Below are 20,109 nucleotides of genomic sequence, written 5' to 3'. Positions count from 1 at the left end.
CAATTGCGAAAACATTCCATCTTCAAACTACATAAAATGTGCCAATCTAAAATTTACGTTCAGGCATAAATGGTTTAATATCCATGGACAACTTTTGGTCTGAGATCAATTCTGTGACCAATTTTCCTGTAGCTGGCCCCAAACTCCATCCCATCATGGCGTGACCAGTGGCAATAATTAGATTTTGATATTGTTTTGCCCTTCCAATGTACGGAAGTCCATCTGGAGTAACGGGTCGCAAGCCACATTGCGCATTGTTTTTATCCTCCTCCGGAATCTTCAATCCCTTATAAAAGTTTTCTGCTCCAGCAGCAATGGCATTTACCCGCTCTTTTCGAATGGTATGGTTGATTCCTGAAAATTCCATGGTGCCCGCAAAACGGGTAAACCCATGCATGGGCGTTACCGCCATTTTTGCTTCCATCAATATAGCGGGCATGGAGATACTGGTCGGCGTTTCAACATTGATCCGATATCCTTTTCCGGCTTGCAAAGGAAGGTCAACTTTTAGCTTTTTAGAAAGTTTAGAGGTCCACGACCCCGCGGCAAAAACCACCTCATCGGCCATATAACTTCCTTGACTTGTCTTTACTTCGGAAATAGTGTCTCCTTTTGACATTATATCAACCACCTCCTCATTTTTATGAATGGATACTCCCACTTTGGAAAGGTAGCGGATCATATGTTCCATAAACTGTGTGGGGGTTGTATGTCGGTCACATTCATAATGAAAAGCGCCCATGGCATTGAGTTCAATATTGGGCTCTACTCTTCGTAGCCCCTCGATATCAAGATGTTCAACTTCCAAATCGAGTTCTGCAGCTTTTTTAGCCACAAATTGCTCATGGTCTCTTTCTTTTTCTGTTTGGTATACCATCAATAACCCTTTCTTTTCCAAATGGAAATCTCCCAGTTCGCCGGAATCCTTCATTCCATGATAAAGTTCGCGACTCAACAAATTAACGTCCCGAATCACCGGCATTGCTTTTTCGACTTTGGCTTTCGTAGATGATTTTTTAAAGTACCAAGACCATTTTATGAAGTCCATATTTAATCTAGGTTTCATATAAAATGGGCTTGAGGAATCGAACATGTACTTGATTCCTTTGGAAATCATCCCTGGGGACGCAAGGGAAATAATATGGCTGGGAGTAATATAACCTGCATTGACATAGGAGGCTCCTCCGTTCATTGCCGATTTATCCAATACCGTTACTTGGTGACCTTCTTTTTGGAGAAAATAAGCTGTTGAGAGACCTATTATTCCGCCCCCAACCACAACAACATTTTTACTTGCGTTCATGTCATATCACTTGGAATCCATGTGCGTATGGGTCATCCTCGGTATCAATTGTAATGGTATTTCTACCATAGATCTTGGCCCATCCTTGCACACTTGGAACAATTGCCTTTTCACCATTCAATGAAGTTTCTTGTTCCACTTTACCAACAAATTTAGAACCTATATAACTTTCATGCACATATTCTTCATTTAATTTTAACTCCTCTTTTGCATGCAATTGGGCCATACGGGCGGAAGTGCCGGTACCACATGGGGAACGGTCTATCGCCTTATCTCCATAAAATACTGCATTTCTACCCGAGGAACCTTTATGAAGAGGATCTCCGGTCCAGAGGATGTGTGAAACGTGATTGATGTTCGGATTTTCCGGATGGATAAAAAGTGTTGGGTATTTTGCATTGATTTTCTCCCTGATTTCCCTAGAATATCCAATCAGTTCACTGGCGGTAAAATCTTGAATGCCCGAAAAATTCAATTGTGGATCCACAATGGCGTAAAAATTCCCGCCGAAGGCTACATCAAATACCAACTCCCCCAAAACTGAGGAATCAACTGTCAACCCTTCAGCCGCCAGGTAACTTTTTACGTTTGTGAGTTTAACCCATTCTACCTTTTTATTTGATTGGTGATATTCAATTTCGACCAGACCAGCCGGAGCTTCCATTCTTATCTTTCCGGGTATTTTGGGCTTGATCAGTCCCTCTTCCAACGCCATGGTCATCGTACCTATGGTTCCATGTCCACACATAGGTAGGCATCCGCTGGTTTCAATGAATAGCACGGCAACATCATTTTCAGGATCATGTGGGGGGTACAGTATGCTTCCGCTCATCATGTCATGGCCTCTGGGTTCGAACATTAGCCCTGTCCGAATCCAATCATATTCTTTTAAAAAATGCTGCCTTTTTTCCTCCATGGTGTTCCCTTTTAATTCGGGACCACCTTCCACTACAAGTCGTACCGGATTTCCACAGGTATGGGCATCAATGCACTTAAATGTATGTACACTCATTTATAAGACAGGGATTTCTGGTCTTGTTTTCACTCCTTCTTCAATTATTGACAATACGCGCTCACGTTCTTCTCCTATTAATGGTAATCTCGGGGCTCTTACATTTTCCGTTCCGATTCCTGTAGCCACTTCGGCCAGTTTTATGTTTTGAACCAATTGCGGGTTTATGTCCAACTCCAACAAAGGCATAAACCAACGATAAATTTCAGTGGCCTCTGCTATTTTTCCAGCTTTTACCAATTTATAAATGGCAACAGTTTCTCTTGGAAACGCGCAAACCAATCCTGCTACCCAACCGTCAGCCCCCATTAACAGACTTTCCATGGCCAAGGTGTCCACCCCACCTAAAATCTTAAGTCGGTCACCAAAGGTATTTCTTATCCTGGTTACATTGGTAATATCCCTTGTGGATTCTTTTACAGCTTGGATGTTATCATACTTCAATAATTGCTCGAACATTTCCAAGGTAACTTCAATCTTATAATCAACAGGGTTGTTATATACCATAATGGGTAGGGATGTACTTTTTGCCACCGCTTCAAAATAAGCCATAGTTTCATAATCGGTTGACTTATATCGCATTGGTGGAAGCATCATAAGTCCACTTGCGCCAAATTTCTCTGCATTTTCCGCCGCTTTGATTGCTCCTCTGGTAGATTGCTCCGCAACATTCATGACAACGGGTACTTTTCCATCAACCAATTTCACGGTATGTTCAATCAAAATCCTTTTTTCATCTTCATCCAGCGTACTGGCTTCCCCAAGCGTACCTCCTAAAATAATACCACTTACGCCAGCATCCAATTGGGCATTGATATTAGTGGCAAACATTTCCAAATCCAATGAATCCTCATCGGTGAACTTTGTGGTAACGGCAGGCATTACACCTTTCCATTCAAATGACATCATAGTTAAAATATTTTGGTCCAAAAATAGCGCAACAATTTTGGCGCTGATTCTTTTAAATTATCAAGATATGATACTATTTTACCCTAAACATGTATTACTATGTAAAATTTTAGATAATTTTGAACCATATGAAGGTATATGCGTTTAAAATACCCAAAAAACCGGGGGAAAACATCACCGTTCAGTATGATAAGGGGCATGCCTTTTATGACAAACTCCACCAGCATGAAGAAATTCAATTAAGCCTTATAGTTTCCGGACAAGGGAAACTAATAGTGGGTGGCAATGTACGCTCTTATACGGATGGAGATTTTTTTGTAATTGGAAGTGGCCTCCCACATTTGTTCAAAAGCACGGTGAACGGTAGCGACTCATTCATGATCTCCATATTTTTCACAAAAAATTCCTTTGGTAACACTTTTTTTGAACAGCGGGAGATGACCGGATTAAAGAATTTTTTTAAACATTCCGAATCTGGGTTCAAGTTGAGGCGGCGCGAAGCGTCCATTCCAAAAACAATGGAATCCTTTGAAACTTTGGATGATTTTTCAAGGTTCATGGTTTTTCTGCAATTGCTAAAAAAACTCAGTGACCTTCCCAAAGTGAAACTTTCCAACTTTACATCCCCAAAAGAGATGTCTGATGACCACGGCGAAAGATTACGTTCGGTTTTCGATTTTGTAATGCAACATTTCAATCAAAAAATTGCCTTGGAAGAAGTCTCGGAACTGGTGCACATGACACCCAACGCCTTCTGCCGATTTTTTAAACAGCGAACCAACAAAACCTTCGTTAAATTCTTAATAGAAGTGAGGGTAGAACACGCATCGCAGTTGTTGGTTCAAAACAAGGACCTTTCCATCTTAGAAGTCGCAAATCGCTCAGGGTTCCACTCCATTTCCAACTTCAACAGAAAGTTCAAGGAAATTAAAGGCAAAAACCCTTCAAGATTCATACAATCATTGAGTTAAATCATTACAATTAAAACATTGGATAACATTTGTTTCATTATTTTTGGCGAATTATCCAATAAAGAAATACAAATGAAAAAATTACTGTTGCTGGTCGCAGGTTTGGTCTTCTCATGCAATTCCGCCCAAAAAACTGTTGACAAACCATCTGAATTGCCCAGTATTCCTGTTAGTCCGGTCACCTATGCCGAAACAATAACCCAAGATGAGTTAAAGGAACATCTATACATTTATGCATCAGATGAGTTTGAAGGCAGGGAAACAGGCAAGCCTGGACAGAAAAAGGCCATTGCCTACCTAAAATCAAATTATGAGGCATTGAGCGTTCCAGCAGCAAAGTCAGATGGTGATTATTTTCAGAAAGTTCCGTTGGAGGTGGCCAAAGTTCCTGAAGGGAATATCTCCATCAATAACAATTCTTTTGAACTTGGTCAGGATGTACTCACTTTCTCCGCAGCAAACGGAAAATTTGACCAAGTGGTTTTTGTCGGTTATGGCATTGAGGAAGATCACTATTCAGATTACAAAGGGCTGAACGTAATGGGAAAGCTGGTTTTAGTAAAAGCTGGTGAACCGGTCAATGAAGATGGCACCTATGTAATTTCCGGAACGGATAAAAAATCTATTTGGAGCAATATGTCAGAGGCCATTGGCAAAAAAACAGAATTGGCAAAAAATAAAGGAGCCCAAGGTGTTTTATACTATGATGAGCAAAACTTTGCGCGTTTTAAAGGATACTTTGAGTTTATGAAAAACAACAGAAGTGGAAAAATGTCGCTCAAAGAAGATGATAACAGTGGTTTTTTGATCTTGTTGAACGGAACTTCCGCAACCGCATTAAAAGCAGATATTGATAAGGATAGTGCTCCGAAAACTATTACTTCGGAAATTTCTTTGAACGTAAAAAGCACCAATGAACAGATTGATTCTGAAAACGTGGTCGCTTTAATAAAAGGTACTGAAAAGCCCGATGAGTATGTGGTGATTTCTTCCCACTTGGATCATATAGGAGTTTCTGCCAATGGAGAAATAAACAATGGTGCAGATGATGATGGTTCAGGTAGTGTTGCACTTCTTGAAATTGCCGAAGCCTTTAAATCTGCGGTCAATGACGGGAATGGCCCCAAACGTTCCATAGTTCTTTTACATGTTACCGGGGAAGAAAAAGGACTATTGGGTTCGAGGTACTATACTGATCATGATCCCATTTTACCCTTATCGCAAACCGTGGCCAATTTGAATATTGATATGATCGGTAGAATTGACCCAAAAAGGGATGGAGACCGCAACTATATCTATCTTATAGGTTCGGACAAGTTGAGTACCGACCTTCATAATTTATCTGAGGAGGTGAATACAAAATACACCAACATTGAGCTGGATTATAAATACAATGATGAAAATGACCCCAATCGCTTTTATTATAGAAGTGATCATTACAATTTTGCAAAAAACAACATTCCGATCATCTTCTATTTTAATGGAACCCATGCTGATTACCACCGCCCAGGGGATACTCCCGATAAAATAAATTATGATTTGTTGGAAAACAGAACACGCCTTGTATTTTATACGGCTTGGGAAGTGGCCAACCGGGAAACCAAGGTTGTTGTGGACAAGGCAGCTAAGTAAATAAACACAGATATCACTTATTAAAAAGCCTTTCAGTTGAAAGGCTTTTTTTTAGGTGGAATATTATGCTTCCTTATTAACAACTTAAATATGCTGAAAACTGGGCACAAAAAAAGCCCTTCCTTTCGGAGGGCCCTGTTTTTGGGTGGAAGACCGGGTTCGAACCGGCGACCTCTGGAACCACAATCCAGCGCTCTAACCAGCTGAGCTACAACCACCATTTAAGCGGAGGCAAAAATACCTTTTTTTCTTAATTCAATCAAAAGAATTTGGTTTTTACCTCAAATAAAAAATCAAAATTGGGGTTGCACTATACTTCTTCATTCAAAAGAATGACAAAAACGGTTGTTCTCAATTGCCTACCCTAATACTTCAACGATCATGTTTTCCATTGTTATTAAGGAGTTTAGCAACACAAATGCCTTATTTAACACCTAAAACACACAATTTTAGAGTGTTCACAACAATTAATTTCCTAACAGCCCTTTGGGCTTTATTTTTACTATTCAGATAGCATGCCCTATGTCCTTGACCAAGTTTACTCCAAAACTATGCCATTTTAGTGCAAAATCCCTTTTGCTCAGTTGTGCAGTAATTTGTGTTTTTTCCATTCAAGCCCAGCAAAGCAAGAAAGATAGTTTGGTATTTAAGCTAAAACATCTGGAAACCACGAAAAGGTTCAACCCAAAAGATACCACGCATATTAAATTATTGGTAAACCTTGCTTTTTCATATCGATACATAAACAATGATAGTTCATATACAATTTCCAAGAGGGCACTTGAGCTTAGTGAAGCGATAGACTTTGCATACGGGAAGATAATAGCTCTTGAGGCATTGGGCAACTATTATTCTGATCAGGGAAACGGCAAACAATCCATGGCCTATTTTAAAAAAGCCCTTCATCTTGCTCGAGAGATTGGAAACCAACAGTCTGAACTGAACATCATAAATGGGCTGGCCCATGTTTATAGTTATGACGGAAATTATGCCGAGGCGCTTAATTTATACCTAAAGGGCATTGACATTGCCAAACAATCGGACAACAAAGACATGTTATCCATTCTCAACGAAAATATTGCGTCTTTATATGCCGATCAAAAAGATTTTAAAAATGCACTTGTTTTTTATGATACTGTTCAGGCAGTGAACAAGGAGTTGGGCGACGAGGTTATCCATGCAGAAACCCAAAGTAATATGGCCTCATTGTATAAAGATGCCAAAAACTTTGATCATGCCATGTTCAATATCAACAAGAGTATTTCAACCTTTGAGAAACATAAAATTTATGATTGGCTAGCCTATGCCTACGAAGTAAAGGGCAGTATATACCTAGAGCAGAAAAAATACCAATGGGCACTATACTGGTATGATCAGAGTAATATGTTGCACAAAGAACAGCTTCAAGCTGATCGCGAAAAAATTCAATTGATGAATGGTATGGCCAAGGTTTATCTCGGACTTGGCCGAGATAGTCTTTCCATGGTATATGCCAATGAAGGGCTTCGCCTTTCCAAAAAGATAAGCTCTATTCAAGGGCAGATAGATTGTTCTGAAACCTTGTACAAACTTCATAAAAATAGAGAAGACAATATTGCAGCACTTGAATATTTGGAGTCGTTCAAAAAACTGTCAGATTCTCTTTTTAAGGACAAAAACAAACAAAGTCTTGCTTTGCTAGAAACCAAAATGGAATATCAGCAAGAGAAAAAAGCACTTATAGCTGCAAATGACATCGCCTTGGCGAAACAACGAAACTATATTTATTTTGCAGTAATTATTTTGTTGATTTTAAGTGTTATCATTTTTGTAGTACGGCGCAACGAAAAAGCACTTAAGCGATTAAATAAAATATTGAAGGAGAAATCGATCATCGTTAGAGAACGGGAAGCCGAACTTAACGAAATAAACAGAACCAAAACCAAGCTCTTTTCCATTATCGGACATGATCTAAGAGGTCCAATCGGAGCTTTGCAAGGTATCTTAAAACTATTCACGGATGGCGAGATTGGCAAGGACGAGTTTTTGTCCTTTATTCCAAAGCTGAAATCAGATGTGGAGAATATCTCATTTGCTCTAAACAATTTATTGAGTTGGGGTCAAACCCAGCTAAATGGGGTAGCTACAAAGCCAAAACGCATCTCCTTGGATAAAATAGTAAGTGCCAATGTTCAGCTATTATCGGAAGTAGCTGCCAGCAAAACCATTAAAATCATGAATCAGATGCCCGAAAATCCACAGATTTGGGCTGATCAACATCACATTGATATTGTTGTAAGAAACTTATTAAGCAATGCCATTAAATTTACTCCAGACAATGGCCTGATTACTATTGAAGCAGAGGAAAAAAGAAATATGTGGCAGGTTATGATTCGTGATACAGGTATTGGCATGAATAAGGAGATTCAGAAAAAAATCTTTGAAGACACCACCAACATAACCACGTATGGCACCAATAATGAAAGGGGAACTGGATTGGGCCTTTCACTTTGTAAAGAAATGATCATCAAAAACAAAGGTAAAATATGGGTGGAAAGTGTGTTGCGTAAAGGAACTACATTCTTTTTCACTGTGCCAAAAGCGGAAAAAAAATATCAAAAAGCCAGTTAAATTAAGTCTTCAAGATTATCCACGGCAACAAATCGTTCCGCGGTAAATCCTTCCGCATGCTCAACACCGGTCAACCTGCCTAAGTCTCGAGCTCTATAAATTACACTATCAATAAAATTTTTGCTGCTTATTGGAGTTTCGGGTTCATCGCTCTTTGGATCATAAAATTGTGAACTATACGCTAAGATGGCTTCCGTTTTTTTATCAATGAATCCCGACACATCAACTACAAAATCGGGTTCCAAATTTTTCCATTGGATAAAATGATACACTACCTTGGGGCGCCAGGCCTCTTGCCAATTATCGTCTCCATCCATCTTGGTGTCAATTTTAATCAAGCCGCTTAAAAAGCAGGCATCACTTACTAATTTGCTTCCTTTGGGATGATCAATATGCCTATCGTCAATGGCATTGCATAGCACTATTTCAGGTCTATATTTTCTTATGATTTTGATAATTTCGAGTTGGTGTTCCTTATCATTCACAAAAAAACCATCTGCGAATTCCATATTTTCCCGAACGGCCACACCAAGTACTTCAGCGGCTTTTGTAGCTTCTTTGTCCCTAATTTCAGCGGTTCCCCTTGTTCCCAATTCGCCACGGGTCAAGTCAATAATCCCAACTTTTTTACCTCTGGAAACTTCTTTGGCAATTGTGCCTCCGGCACCAAGTTCGGCATCATCAGGATGCGCACCAAAAACTAAAATGTCTAACTTCATATTTATGCGGGTACTGTCATCGATTTAACTTGGGCGATGGCCTGTTCAATATCTGCAACAAGATCTTCCATTTCCTCGATTCCGAGTGAAAATCGAATCAATGAATTTTTAATTCCTTGTTTCTCCCGGTCTTCGGGACTCATTAGAGCATGGGATGTTTTGGTCGGAGAAAGTACCGTACTTTCGATTCCTGCCAAACTCATTGATGGTTTAATTAACCTCAATGCATTGAAAAATTGCGAAACATCAATGTCATTTTTTAATTCAAAAGACAACATTCCGCCAAAACCATGCATTTGCGATTTTGCCAATTCATGGTCTGGATGCATTTCGAGACCAGGATAATATACTTGCGCTACATCCTTATTGGATGATAGGTATTTTGCCATTTCCATAGCATTTGCATTTTGGGCTTTTACCCGTAACGCCATGGTTTTTATACTTCGCTCTAAAAGCCACACCGTATAATCACTTAAACTACCGCCATAACAGATTGCAGTGGAGAAAATTTTATCCATAAGCTCATGAGATGCGGCTATTGTTCCTGCGCAGATATCAGAATGTCCTCCCATATACTTTGTTGCGCTATGGCAAATTATGTCGATTCCAAAATCTGCTGGATTTTGGTTGATGGGGCTTGCAAATGTGTTATCGATAATAGATAATATTCCATTCCCTTTAGCCAACTCTGCTATTCCCTTTAGATCTGTGATGGTCAACAAAGGGTTCGAGGGGGTTTCAATGTAAATCACTTTGGTGTTGTTCCGAATTTCATTCTCGAAATCTTTTACTTGCCATCCATTGGTAAAAGAATAGGAAATTCCGAATTTTTCGAATTGGGATACTGCAAAATTATACGTCCCTCCATACAATGTTTGTTGAAGTACGATATGATCTCCTGCTTTAAGAAAGGTCATTAAAGCTGTGCTTATGGCAGCCATTCCACTTCCGAAAATAAGAGCAGCCTCAGAATGCTCCAAGGCTGCAATTTTTTTACACAATGCTTCCTGATTCGGAGTATTGAAGTATCTCGGATAACGTTTTACATCTACATCCTCAAATGCGTATGAGGTACTCATATATAATGGAGACACTGCTCCTTTGAACTTTGTGTCTTCCACTCCACCCAGATGGGTGCATATGGTATTCATTCCTTTTTTGGTGTTGCTCATTATGGCAAATTTTTAAGTTAAAGATACGGAAACCGACTATACTTGAACTCGCTTCCAGTTTCCTTTTTTAAACCAAATAATTGCAATAATCGCCAGTAATACCTCTGCAGTGGTAATGGCGATAAAAACCCCCATGGCACCTAAATCCAAAATCAAGGCCGAAACATAGGCCACCGGTAATTGAAACAACCAAAATGAGATAAAATTGATCTTCGTGGGCGTTTTTGTGTCCCCGGCTCCATTAAAGGCCTGTGAAACTACCATACCATATGCATAGAAGACATAGCCAGCGGCTATGATCTGAAGACATAGCGCTCCATTTTCAACCACGCTTGGCGTATTGTTGAACCACGAAACAATTTCCTTAGCAAAAAATAGATAGACCAGGGAAACCAATCCCATAAAATAGGCATTATACTTTCCGGTTTTCCATACCGAAATCTCTGCTCTATCTGGTTTTTGCGCACCCAGATTTTGACCCACCAAAGTAGCAGCTGCATTGCTCATTCCCCACGAAGGCATCAAAGTAAACATCATTACCCTAATGGCGATTGTATATCCGGCCAGTACCTCACTACCAAATTCTGACATGATTCTCATCAAGAAAACCCAACTGGAAGTCCCGATTAAAAACTGGGCTATTCCGCCTAATGAAACTTTAATTAGGTTGACCATCACCTTGACATTCATTACGAGGTCTTTGGCGGCCAATTTGATTTTGCTCCAACCGAAGAACAAGATTCCTAATTGAAACAAAACAGCTGTACCCCGCCCAATGTTGGTTGCAATTGCCGCACCCATTACGCCATATTCTGGCACTGGACCCCATCCAAAAATGAAAATTGGGTCAAGAATAATATTAAGGCCATTGGAAAGTACCAAAGTCCACATGGCTATTGAGGCATCACCTGCACCTCTGAAAATGGCATTGATGAGAAACAGAAGCATTATAGTAATGTTACCTCCTATCAACAATTTGGTGTAACCATAACCTTCTTCAATAAGATCAGGTTCCCCACCCATTAAGGCTAGTATGTCTTTGGCAAATAGTATCCCAACTATCCCCAAAACTATGGAAATAACAATTCCAAGGCCTATGGCCTGCACCGCGGCAATTCTAGCTCCTTGAACGTCCTTTTCTCCAATTCTGCGTGCAACCACAGCAGTAGCGGCCATGCTCAGACCAATAGCTAAAGCATAGATAAGGGTAATCACGGATTCGGTCAAGCCAATTGTGGCCACAGCATTCACGCTCACTTTGGATACGTAGGCAATGTCCACCAGTGCAAAAATGGATTCCATCAGCATTTCCAAGATCATGGGAATGGAAAGCATAAATATTGCTTTGCGAATGCTACCAGAGGTAAATTCGGTTTCTTTTCCGGTAACTGCTATCCAGAAATAATTGATGATTTTTTTAAAAGAATATGTATTTGATTTTGTCATTATAAAAGAATTATGTGTGAGAAAAGAGTAAAAATGTCACGGCACCGAAAAAGGAATTTTCGGTTAAATTGTAGGCTTAACGCCTTGGGTGACATCTATTGCGTACATAATTCTATAACTTCATAATGAAGCAAATATGGGATTTTTTTGAAGTTGAAACAAATTAATCAACAATTTAACATCCTAGGTAATGTTTTAAAGACCTCTCGACTGCGCTCGAGGTGACACTATTTAGAATAGTTTACCCGGTATCGCCATAGACTTATTCCTCCCAAAACAAATACTCCCAACACTGCATACCAGACAAAAGATGGAGTAATTACTTGGTCACCACTAGCATAACTGTGTAAGCCGACCAAATAAAAATTGACACCAAAATAGGTCATCATAATGCTGGAAAAAGCTATTACACTGGCGAAACTAAAGGTCCATTTACCACGTAATCCTGGAACCAAACGCATGTGCAATACAAAAGCATAGACCATAATGGAAATCAATGCCCAGGTCTCTTTAGGGTCCCAGCCCCAATATCTTCCCCAACTTTCGTTGGCCCATTGTCCGCCTAAGAAATTACCTATGGTAAGCATCACCAAACCTGCCGTCAATGCCAACTCATTAATGATCGCCAATTCCTTCAGGTTGAGTTCCATACGTGCTTTGTTCTTTTCAGTAGTCAAAATAATAAGCAGTAAAGACACTACACCAAGAATCATTCCCACAGTCAAAGGTCCATAGCTTCCAACTATCACCGCCACATGGATCATCAACCAATAACTGTCCAAAACAGGAACTAGATTGGCTATTGCTGGATCTACCCAGCTCTGATGAGCCACAGCTAAAAGCAAACAAGCCCCAAAGGCACCACAGGCAACGGCAAATTCACTTTTCTTTACAAATGCCAAACTGATTCCGACAGTTGCCCAAGCCACATACAAAATACTTTCATAAGCATCACTCCAGGGCGCATGTCCAGAAATATACCAACGCATGATCAGACCAACCGTATGCCATATGAAGAACAAGATTGCTGTTCCTTTCAACAGGTAAACAGCAGCATCCAATAGCTTCCTTTCTTTGAAAATTTGAAGTATCAGGATAAAAAACAATAATCCTCCTGCCAGAGCATAGTATTTATACAAACGGTTGAAGATATCGAGCTTATTGTATAAAATTTCTGCTTGTATTTTTTTATCATCTGGTAAAACCTCAAGCCCATGATTCTTTTGGTTCTGCTTGAAAGCCTCCAATAGTTTATCCGGTTGGGAATAATCGTTAGAGGCAATCGATGTTTTCAGAGTGCCCAAATAATAGGGCATTGCATTTTTAATGAAATTGGAATACAACGAATCTGCCACCTGGTATTGGCCGGAACGATATTCTATTGCCGAAATCCATTTGTTGTTTTCATCGTTCAGCAATGGAAATATTTTTATGATCTGTCCGCTAAGGGCAATATCCAATAGACTCAATCTTTCAAAAACCTTTTTAAAATCTTTCTCAAAATTGGATGGATTGGTCGTGGAAGTCGCTTTTTCGATATAGGATTTCATCTTAAAATTTCCTTTTGAATCGAAAAAATCGGTGGCCTTTACATACTTGGTTCCTTTAGGAACATCAATAATCTTGCGAATACTATCGTTTTCCCTTTTTGCCAGTTTAATAAACTCCGTGTTATACCATACGCCGGGGTTCATCATCATGGATAAAAACACCTGATTGGCAGTTAATCCATTATACGTGTTTTTCCCGCTTAGTTTACGTAAAACTTCGGATGCGAAGGTGTGAATGGGTTTCATTCTACCCCCTTCATCCTGAATCACAAGCGCCCCGAATTTTTGGGCATGTTCTTCAGCAACGATACTTGACATTATGATGGAGTCTACTTGTTGTTGGGTGGGTAAATTTGCGTGTTCATGGGCATTGGTTTCATCTTGCTGAGCGGTAATCAATGAAGTGGCTGCAAAAAATGCGATTACCCCTAAGGCTGCCTTTTTCTTCTTCACTTTTTCCAAGGCCTGTTGTAGATCCCTAAACCGTGTCTTCCCAAAAAACATAATTCCCATTAAACCAATATAAAGCAAGAAATACCCAATGTAGGTTACCCATGTTCCCCAAAAATCGTGGTTTACGGATAAGACCGTTCCTTTTTCATCCGGATGAAAACTAGATTGAAAAAAACGATATCCTTGATGATCCAAAACATGGTTCATATAAATATCGTAGTCAAATGGGCGCTTATCATCCACAGTAATTTTGCTCATAAATGAGGCATAGCCAGTTTCTGTGCCTGGGTATTTCTCGGCAATAAAATCGTTCAATCGAATGCCAAAGGGAAGTTCATATACTTTGGAACCGTAACTTAATGAAAAGTCCAAACCACCAACTTTAATCTTGTCGGAGAAATTGGAAGTTCCCTTCCCTCCTAGTAATTTTTGCTCAATGGTTTCTCCATTCGATGAAATTGAAACGACCAATGCATCCTGGGTAGCCTCGTTAATTTCGTTTTCAGGAACTTTTACAACACCATACCTTCCTTTAATTACAGGTTCGGGAACAACAAATTGCATTCCTGCCATGGTATACAGCGATCTTAATTGTAGCGGTTGAAGGCTATCGTTTACCACAGAACCCTGAAATTGGTCCGCCATTCGCATAAAAGCTCCTTCAAATGGCGATTTGATTTTGTAACCCTCCGCATTTGAGTAAATATTGATGGCACCAGGGGTTTCCTTGTTCAATGCAAACAAAACATTGTGGATACTTGCCACTTTTCCATTTTCCAAATAATGTTCGTGGCGTTGACCGTCTCCTGCTTCAACAATTTTGAGATATTCCTGTCCATTTTCATCTGGAATCAACCCTTCCTCAGCTCCATCAATAAAATCAACATAGGAAATTGTAAAAGGTTGACTATTGAAATCAGAAGTCCAGGGTAGGCTCGAGCGCTTTCCCTCGGAAGTGAAAATCATATCATCCTCTAAAATCTTACGTTTGGTTTCGCCATTAATGTCCCCGTCAACAAAAACGGTAAGATAGGTCTTATCAGAATAAAAACGATTTTCCACATTACCTTCACGAATAGGCATAATTCCCTCATAACTAATGTACCTGGTAATAAATGCGCCCACTATTATTAATATCCAAGAAAGGTGAAGTGTTAGAACGGGCCATTTTTTCCATCTTAAAAGCTGATATCGAAAAATATTTCCTGTAAAGTTTATTGCAAAAAAAACCATGATAACCTCGAACCATGTGGCATTGTAGATATAGATTCTGGCTGTTTCCGTACTGTACCAACTTTCCACAAAGGTCCCAAACGCCATTGCAGTAGCGAAAATCAAAAAAAGAACGGCCATCAACCGAGTTGAAAACAAGATTTTGGAAAGTTTTTCCAGCATAACAGGAAGTCTAATTAAAAGGCCACAAAGGTAGCTACTAAATGCTTAAAATCCTCACAAACCCACAACGCATTTATACTGACCTCTAAAGGGAAAGGGCTTTCATTCTAAGTATTTGATAATATTTGCGGAATACAAAATTGCCCCTAATAAGAGTTCCGTACCTGTTGTCTAAACACTCCTAAAAAGGGACAATTGGAAGACACTATAGCTTTCTATTTCATAGCTGTTATACTTTTAAAGTTATAGTGCACTGAGATATGCCTTCAAATCATTTTTTTGTCTACTGTTCAAATGGAGATTAAAGTGATTATTATAGTGATCGATGACCTCATCCAAGTCTTCAAATCTACCATCGTGATAGAACCCGCCCTTAGATTTAGCAAAGAGACCTCGAAGTGGAGGCGTTCTATATTTTCCTGTTGGCGATCTATCTGCTTCAAAGGCGTCAATGCCTATTTCCTCTGGGGAATGTAATTCATCATCGCTATAGACGGGTGCTGGGTGGCAACCGACACATTTTGCCTTATGCTGAAATATTTTTTTACCTCGGATAGCTGCTTTTACATTGAAGCTGTCATCACTGGGCTCTGGTGCCAAAAGTGACAATTGGTATTCCCGTAGTGCCTCTAACTTGGGGCCAACCAGGTCTTCTTCCACCATTACATCGAAGGCCCCTCTTTTAACAGCTATTGGAAACTTAACTGGGTCGTTCAAGCGTGAGTCTGTGAAATTACCTTGACCGCCCATTTCCAAAACGGCCACAAACCTGTTCCAATACGTAATATCTCCCCATCCAGTATAGGTTGCCTTTTCAAGACCTTGAAGTCCGTGGGCCGGAGGAATCAAATTGGCAGCGATTGTACCATCTGGTTTGGTAGCTTTGCCATCGATAAGCAGAGCCGCTGGAAAGCGACCAGGGCCCCAACCATTCAACACTGTATTTAAAGTGGCCACGTCGACTTCAAGTAGGTCCGCCAATGGACCATTATCTGTAATTCCAATAATGGCTCCCACATTAAGGTCGCGATTGGGCCATCCATCCAATCTTTTTCCAATACCTGAGGTAAAAGAATCATCCACGGTGGAATGGCATAGTGCGCAAGATATTCCCATGGATATCAAATCGCCTGAATCATTGAAGTTTCCCTTCACTCCCACTACAGCATTAAGACTCAACAAAGCAGCTGTGGTAGCCGGGTCGTCCAAATCCACATCTCCTGCGGCAATAGCATCCAATACACTTTGTGGTAAAGCATCCACATCTACCTTGAGTCCGACAGCAAGAGCAGTATTTGGGCTAACCCCAGGGCCAAATCCACCGTTGTTTTCTCCCAAAACAGCCTTGTCTAGCTTAAGTACCCCACTCCAAAAAGCTTCATCACCAAAGGTGTCGAACCTAAAAATTTCTTGCCCTTCAGCTACCAAAGTTGGATTCAAGTCCAGTTCAATCGGTGGTGGAATGATCAACTCTCGAATGTCCGGGCCATCATCGCCTTTAAAACATCGCGCAAATAATGTCAAAACTGCCAAAAGTAGCAGTGGGCCAAGTATTTTTTTCCTTTTCATAACAGATAGATTTTTTAGGTTCTGAACAATAGATGGTTTTGATACCATTACATTGAATCATGAGCAAACAAGCAGTGGTTGCATGCTAAGTGCCCTACTTCTATCTTTTGATTGGAAACAAGAAAAAAGGTTACAAAATTTGAAAGCTTTTTACCAGAATTGGAAAACAAAAATTTATGACAGTACTACAGCCATTACCTTATCGGTAATATTGTCGCATCTGCTAAAACCAAATCCAAATACATCTTCCTTGTTGGTAGTAAGTTCGTAAAGCTTTTCCTTTAAAGTATTTTTGGCCCTATGTAATCGAACTTTTACATTGGATTTGGTAATATTCAAACAATCAGAAATATCATTAATTGACATTTCTTCAATTTCCTTCAAGATATAGACCGTCTTATATTTTGTATCCAAAGCATCGATAGCATTTTCCAATAACTGTTTTGCTTCGTTTCTTATGATACGTTTTTCGGGGTTCAATTGATTCTGGTCCGGTATTTCCAAAATTGTATTTTGTTTAGCTTCTGAAGGTCGTTGATAAAGATGAACGACCCTGTCCTTTTCTTTTAATCGTGCCAGCACTTCATTTATGCCAATCCGAATCAACCATGTTCCGTATGCTGAAGAATGTTTAAACTGATATAATTTTTCGAAAGCTTTCAAATAAGTATTCTGCATAATATCCTCCACCTCGGATTCATCTTTGATATAACTTCTGACCACCCTGAAGAGTTTCTGGTTGTTTCTCCGCAAAAGTATTTCATACAATTCCCGTTCTCCGGCAAGAATGCGTTTAATAATCTCGGATTCTTGCAGTTTATGATATTTAAAATTGCTTATCTGAATAGGTTCCATGGCTGCTGCTTTGCCTTTAGATGTGTTTTTAACCAAATAGTTACAAAATTTTGTAACCTTTTTGTTCCGCTTTTATCTAAAATTAAAACTTAAAATTATGGAGTCAAATATTACACAGGTAAAATCCGTGTTAAGGTATACCTATGGTTTAGTTCCCATTGTTGCAGGACTGGACAAGTTTACAAATTTACTAACGGATTGGGGGCAATATATTTCCTCTGGGTTTACGGATATACTTCCAATGGAAACTGGGGCTTTTATGATGATTGTAGGTATCATCGAAATCGTTGCGGGAATTCTTGTTTTGCTCAAACCGAAGATTGGTGCCTTAGTAGTTATGTCTTGGCTCATTGCAATAGCAATGGTGCTGATTTTTAGTGGTAAGTACATTGATATTGCAGTTAGGGATTTGGTAATGGCCATAGGTGCTTTTTCCTTGGCAAAATTGTACACCGCCGAATCATCTTGACATGTAAGCAACTGGACTACTTCTTCCAATCCTTCCTAATTATAGGTGACCAAATACTTTGGGAAGTAGGTCCTTAGAAAATATACACAAACTTAATCCGCCACCTAAAATTAGGTGGCTTTTCTTTTATTCATTTGTTTCGTGTTGGTTATTTTTGATTTATGTACTCCGTTATCCTTCTTGGAACAGGTAATTTAGCGCAACACTTGTTTGATGCTTTTACCTCAGCACCAAATGTAAATATTGAACAGGTTTATGGGAGAAATCCTGAAAAACTAAAACGATTTCATCCACAAGTTGCAACCTGTTCAAATCCTACAGAAATCAAAGAGGCAGATGTATACATTATCGCTGTTAAGGACGATGCCATTTCGGAAATTGCTGAGCATCTTACTTCAAAAAAAGGAATCGTAGTCCATACTTCCGGGGCCAAGGGGATGGATTGCATAACTTCGGATAATAGAGGGGTTTTTTATCCGCTTCAAACTTTTACAAAAGGTAAAGCGTTGGAGTTTAAGAATATACCTATATGTTTAGAAATTGAACAAAAATCTTCTTACGAACTTTTGAAGTCCCTTGCTGATCAGATTTCAAACAATGTCCGCGCAATTAATTCAGAACAACGGGAAAAGCTTCATCTGGCTGCTGTTTTTGTAAATAATTTCACCAACCATCTTTATCAAATTGGAGATGATATTTGCAAAAATAACGGCGTCCCATTTGAGCTTTTGCATCCATTGATACAGGAAACGGCAGAAAAAATCCGAGATATTTCACCCTTCGATGCGCAAACAGGTCCAGCAAGGAGAGGAGACACCAATAGCATAAAAAATCATCTGAGTTTACTGAATAACCAAAAACATGTCGAACTTTACACTTTGATCAGTGAGGCGATAAAAAAAACCTATGAAAAAAAACTATAAAGAGCTCCTAAGTGCAATAACCACTTTTGTTTTTGATGTTGACGGTGTTTTTACCGATGGTTCAGTATTAATAACCACCGATGGGGAAATGCTTCGCAAAATGAATGTCAAAGATGGCTACGCGGTCAAAACCGCCATACAAAAAGGCTATAATGTCTGGGTAATCTCCGGCGGAACCAACGCTGGGGTCAAAGAGCGTTTAAAAGGTCTTGGAGTTACCGACATTTATTTAGGTGCTCACCATAAGGAAGAACCTTTGGATGAATATCTGGATATCTACAATATAGATCCGCAGCATGTTCTTTATATGGGTGATGACCTTCCGGATATACCTCCTATGAAACGAGTGGCCCTCGCTACATCCCCTCAGAATGCAGTGGCAGAGGTCAAAGCAATTTCCGACTATGTTTCCCATAAAAATGGCGGCGAAGGTTGTGTTCGTGATATTATTGAACAGGTACTGAAAGTTCGTGGGGATTGGAATGATAATTTCAGTGCAAAAAATGACTGAGCATAATCCACTTAAGGAAAAATTAAAAGATTATAAACTTATTCTTGGCTCCGGTTCCCCCAGAAGAAAACAATTTCTGGAAGATTTAGGGCTGGAATTTGAAGTTAGACCGAAATCTGTTGACGAAGTTTACCCAGACAATTTGAAAGGTGAACAAATTTCAAGGTATTTGGCGGAGTTGAAGGCCACACCATTTAAGCAAGAACTTGAAGAAAACGAAATTGTACTTACCTCTGATACGGTTGTCTGGTTTAAAAATGAATCTCTGGCCAAGGCTTCCAATGCAGAGGAAGCATATCAAATGCTTCGTACACTATCGGGAGATTGGCACGAAGTGATAACCTCTGTTTGCTTTACTACCTCAACTTCCCAAATTACAGTTAGCGCAACAACCATGGTAAAATTTATGGATTTTAGTGATGAAGAAATCCACCATTACATTAACACCAGTCAACCTTTTGATAAAGCCGGGGCCTATGGTATTCAAGAATGGATTGGAATGGTTGGCATTTCGGAAATAAAAGGGTCCTATACCAATGTCGTCGGACTCCCCACCCATTTAGTTTACAAAACGTTAATGAATATGGTTTCCTAAACCTGTATGCGTAAC

Annotated in this window: 16 protein-coding genes and 1 tRNA gene; 7 read left to right on the top strand and 10 right to left on the bottom strand. The window is 39.6% G+C overall.

Annotated elements, in window-relative coordinates; all coding sequences use genetic code 11:
- Nucleotides 1-46: 46 nt before the first annotated feature.
- The 3 genes from ACULLG_RS10710 to ACULLG_RS10700 are packed head-to-tail and all read right to left on the bottom strand — an operon-like array spanning nucleotide 47 to nucleotide 3,221.
- A complete protein-coding gene (locus ACULLG_RS10710; protein WP_452126783.1) occupies nucleotides 47-1,303 on the bottom strand; it encodes an NAD(P)/FAD-dependent oxidoreductase in 1,257 nt (418 codons plus the stop codon).
- 1 nt (nucleotide 1,304) lies between these two features.
- The gene (locus tag ACULLG_RS10705; RefSeq protein WP_452126782.1) at nucleotides 1,305-2,315 is read right to left on the bottom strand and encodes a 4-hydroxyproline epimerase; all 1,011 of its coding nucleotides are present in this window, start codon (nucleotides 2,313-2,315) and stop codon (nucleotides 1,305-1,307) included.
- The gene (locus ACULLG_RS10700) at nucleotides 2,316-3,221 is read right to left on the bottom strand and encodes a dihydrodipicolinate synthase family protein (RefSeq protein ID WP_452127969.1); all 906 of its coding nucleotides are present in this window, start codon (nucleotides 3,219-3,221) and stop codon (nucleotides 2,316-2,318) included.
- Between the two features lie 131 nt (nucleotides 3,222-3,352).
- Here ACULLG_RS10700 and ACULLG_RS10695 point away from each other — a divergent pair, with 131 nt between their 5' ends.
- On the top strand, nucleotides 3,353-4,195 hold the full coding sequence (locus tag ACULLG_RS10695) for an AraC family transcriptional regulator (protein ID WP_452126781.1): 843 nt from the start codon (nucleotides 3,353-3,355) through the stop codon (nucleotides 4,193-4,195).
- A 72-nt stretch (nucleotides 4,196-4,267) separates the two neighbouring features.
- Nucleotides 4,268-5,827, top strand: a complete 1,560-nt coding sequence (locus ACULLG_RS10690) for a M28 family peptidase (RefSeq protein ID WP_452126780.1) — start codon at nucleotides 4,268-4,270, stop codon at nucleotides 5,825-5,827.
- Between the two features lie 143 nt (nucleotides 5,828-5,970).
- Here the strand turns inward: ACULLG_RS10690 and ACULLG_RS10685 are convergent.
- Nucleotides 5,971-6,046, bottom strand: a tRNA-His gene (locus tag ACULLG_RS10685).
- Between the two features lie 303 nt (nucleotides 6,047-6,349).
- On the opposite strand from ACULLG_RS10685, the gene ACULLG_RS10680 reads away from it, so the two are divergent.
- The gene (locus ACULLG_RS10680; RefSeq protein ID WP_452126779.1) at nucleotides 6,350-8,437 is read left to right on the top strand and encodes a tetratricopeptide repeat-containing sensor histidine kinase; all 2,088 of its coding nucleotides are present in this window, start codon (nucleotides 6,350-6,352) and stop codon (nucleotides 8,435-8,437) included.
- Here ACULLG_RS10680 and bshB1 read toward each other — a convergent pair.
- The 6 genes from bshB1 to ACULLG_RS10650 all read right to left on the bottom strand — a co-directional run bounded on the left by bshB1 (nucleotide 8,434) and on the right by ACULLG_RS10650 (nucleotide 17,596).
- Nucleotides 8,434-9,156 (bottom strand): bacillithiol biosynthesis deacetylase BshB1, encoded by a 723-nt coding sequence (gene bshB1, locus ACULLG_RS10675; RefSeq protein ID WP_452126778.1) that lies wholly within the window; start codon nucleotides 9,154-9,156, stop codon nucleotides 8,434-8,436. The genes ACULLG_RS10680 and bshB1 overlap by 4 nt on opposite strands.
- A 2-nt stretch (nucleotides 9,157-9,158) precedes the next feature.
- A complete protein-coding gene (locus tag ACULLG_RS10670) occupies nucleotides 9,159-10,328 on the bottom strand; it encodes a trans-sulfuration enzyme family protein (protein WP_452126777.1) in 1,170 nt (389 codons plus the stop codon).
- A gap of 36 nt (nucleotides 10,329-10,364) precedes the next feature.
- On the bottom strand, nucleotides 10,365-11,774 hold the full coding sequence (locus ACULLG_RS10665) for an MATE family efflux transporter (protein ID WP_452126776.1): 1,410 nt from the start codon (nucleotides 11,772-11,774) through the stop codon (nucleotides 10,365-10,367).
- A 227-nt stretch (nucleotides 11,775-12,001) separates the two neighbouring features.
- Nucleotides 12,002-15,172 carry a cytochrome c biogenesis protein CcsA gene (ccsA, locus tag ACULLG_RS10660; protein ID WP_452126775.1) on the bottom strand — a complete coding sequence of 1,057 codons (3,171 nt, stop codon included), beginning with the start codon at nucleotides 15,170-15,172 and terminating at the stop codon, nucleotides 12,002-12,004.
- 243 nt (nucleotides 15,173-15,415) lie between these two features.
- Nucleotides 15,416-16,741 carry a hypothetical protein gene (locus ACULLG_RS10655; protein WP_452126774.1) on the bottom strand — a complete coding sequence of 442 codons (1,326 nt, stop codon included), beginning with the start codon at nucleotides 16,739-16,741 and terminating at the stop codon, nucleotides 15,416-15,418.
- Nucleotides 16,742-16,915: 174 nt separating this feature from the next.
- Nucleotides 16,916-17,596: an RNA polymerase sigma factor gene (locus ACULLG_RS10650; RefSeq protein WP_452126773.1), complete on the bottom strand. Its 681-nt coding sequence runs from the start codon at nucleotides 17,594-17,596 to the stop codon at nucleotides 16,916-16,918.
- A gap of 97 nt (nucleotides 17,597-17,693) precedes the next feature.
- Here ACULLG_RS10650 and ACULLG_RS10645 point away from each other — a divergent pair, with 97 nt between their 5' ends.
- The 4 genes from ACULLG_RS10645 to ACULLG_RS10630 all read left to right on the top strand — a co-directional run bounded on the left by ACULLG_RS10645 (nucleotide 17,694) and on the right by ACULLG_RS10630 (nucleotide 20,094).
- Nucleotides 17,694-18,065, top strand: coding sequence for a DoxX family membrane protein (locus ACULLG_RS10645; protein ID WP_452126772.1), 372 nt, complete (start codon nucleotides 17,694-17,696; stop codon nucleotides 18,063-18,065).
- 161 nt (nucleotides 18,066-18,226) lie between these two features.
- Complete coding sequence (locus ACULLG_RS10640; RefSeq protein ID WP_452126771.1) at nucleotides 18,227-18,988, top strand: Rossmann-like and DUF2520 domain-containing protein; 762 nt, start codon at nucleotides 18,227-18,229, stop codon at nucleotides 18,986-18,988.
- Complete coding sequence (locus ACULLG_RS10635) at nucleotides 18,972-19,499, top strand: KdsC family phosphatase (protein ID WP_452126770.1); 528 nt, start codon at nucleotides 18,972-18,974, stop codon at nucleotides 19,497-19,499. The genes ACULLG_RS10640 and ACULLG_RS10635 overlap by 17 nt, the downstream gene beginning before the upstream one ends.
- Entirely contained in the window at nucleotides 19,492-20,094 is a 603-nt protein-coding gene (locus ACULLG_RS10630) for a Maf family nucleotide pyrophosphatase (protein ID WP_452126769.1), read from the top strand. Before ACULLG_RS10635 ends, ACULLG_RS10630 begins: the two co-directional genes overlap by 8 nt.
- Nucleotides 20,095-20,109 lie beyond the last annotated feature (15 nt).

This window comes from Flagellimonas sp. 2504JD1-5 (assembly GCF_053618295.1).
This window is presented reverse-complemented; position numbering and strand designations above follow the sequence as displayed.

Coding starts and splice junctions, on each gene's coding strand:
- ACULLG_RS10670 (WP_452126777.1), bottom strand. CDS start 10,328: ATGAGCAACACCAAAAAAGGAATGAATACCATATGCACCCATCTGGGT.
- ACULLG_RS10665 (WP_452126776.1), bottom strand. CDS start 11,774: ATGACAAAATCAAATACATATTCTTTTAAAAAAATCATCAATTATTTC.
- ACULLG_RS10695 (WP_452126781.1), top strand. CDS start 3,353: ATGAAGGTATATGCGTTTAAAATACCCAAAAAACCGGGGGAAAACATC.
- ACULLG_RS10630 (WP_452126769.1), top strand. CDS start 19,492: ATGACTGAGCATAATCCACTTAAGGAAAAATTAAAAGATTATAAACTT.
- ACULLG_RS10650 (WP_452126773.1), bottom strand. CDS start 17,596: ATGGAACCTATTCAGATAAGCAATTTTAAATATCATAAACTGCAAGAA.
- ACULLG_RS10655 (WP_452126774.1), bottom strand. CDS start 16,741: ATGAAAAGGAAAAAAATACTTGGCCCACTGCTACTTTTGGCAGTTTTG.
- bshB1 (WP_452126778.1), bottom strand. CDS start 9,156: ATGAAGTTAGACATTTTAGTTTTTGGTGCGCATCCTGATGATGCCGAA.
- ACULLG_RS10690 (WP_452126780.1), top strand. CDS start 4,268: ATGAAAAAATTACTGTTGCTGGTCGCAGGTTTGGTCTTCTCATGCAAT.
- ACULLG_RS10645 (WP_452126772.1), top strand. CDS start 17,694: ATGGAGTCAAATATTACACAGGTAAAATCCGTGTTAAGGTATACCTAT.
- ACULLG_RS10700 (WP_452127969.1), bottom strand. CDS start 3,221: ATGTCATTTGAATGGAAAGGTGTAATGCCTGCCGTTACCACAAAGTTC.
- ACULLG_RS10710 (WP_452126783.1), bottom strand. CDS start 1,303: ATGAACGCAAGTAAAAATGTTGTTGTGGTTGGGGGCGGAATAATAGGT.
- ACULLG_RS10680 (WP_452126779.1), top strand. CDS start 6,350: ATGTCCTTGACCAAGTTTACTCCAAAACTATGCCATTTTAGTGCAAAA.
- ccsA (WP_452126775.1), bottom strand. CDS start 15,172: ATGCTGGAAAAACTTTCCAAAATCTTGTTTTCAACTCGGTTGATGGCC.
- ACULLG_RS10640 (WP_452126771.1), top strand. CDS start 18,227: ATGTACTCCGTTATCCTTCTTGGAACAGGTAATTTAGCGCAACACTTG.
- ACULLG_RS10705 (WP_452126782.1), bottom strand. CDS start 2,315: ATGAGTGTACATACATTTAAGTGCATTGATGCCCATACCTGTGGAAAT.
- ACULLG_RS10635 (WP_452126770.1), top strand. CDS start 18,972: ATGAAAAAAAACTATAAAGAGCTCCTAAGTGCAATAACCACTTTTGTT.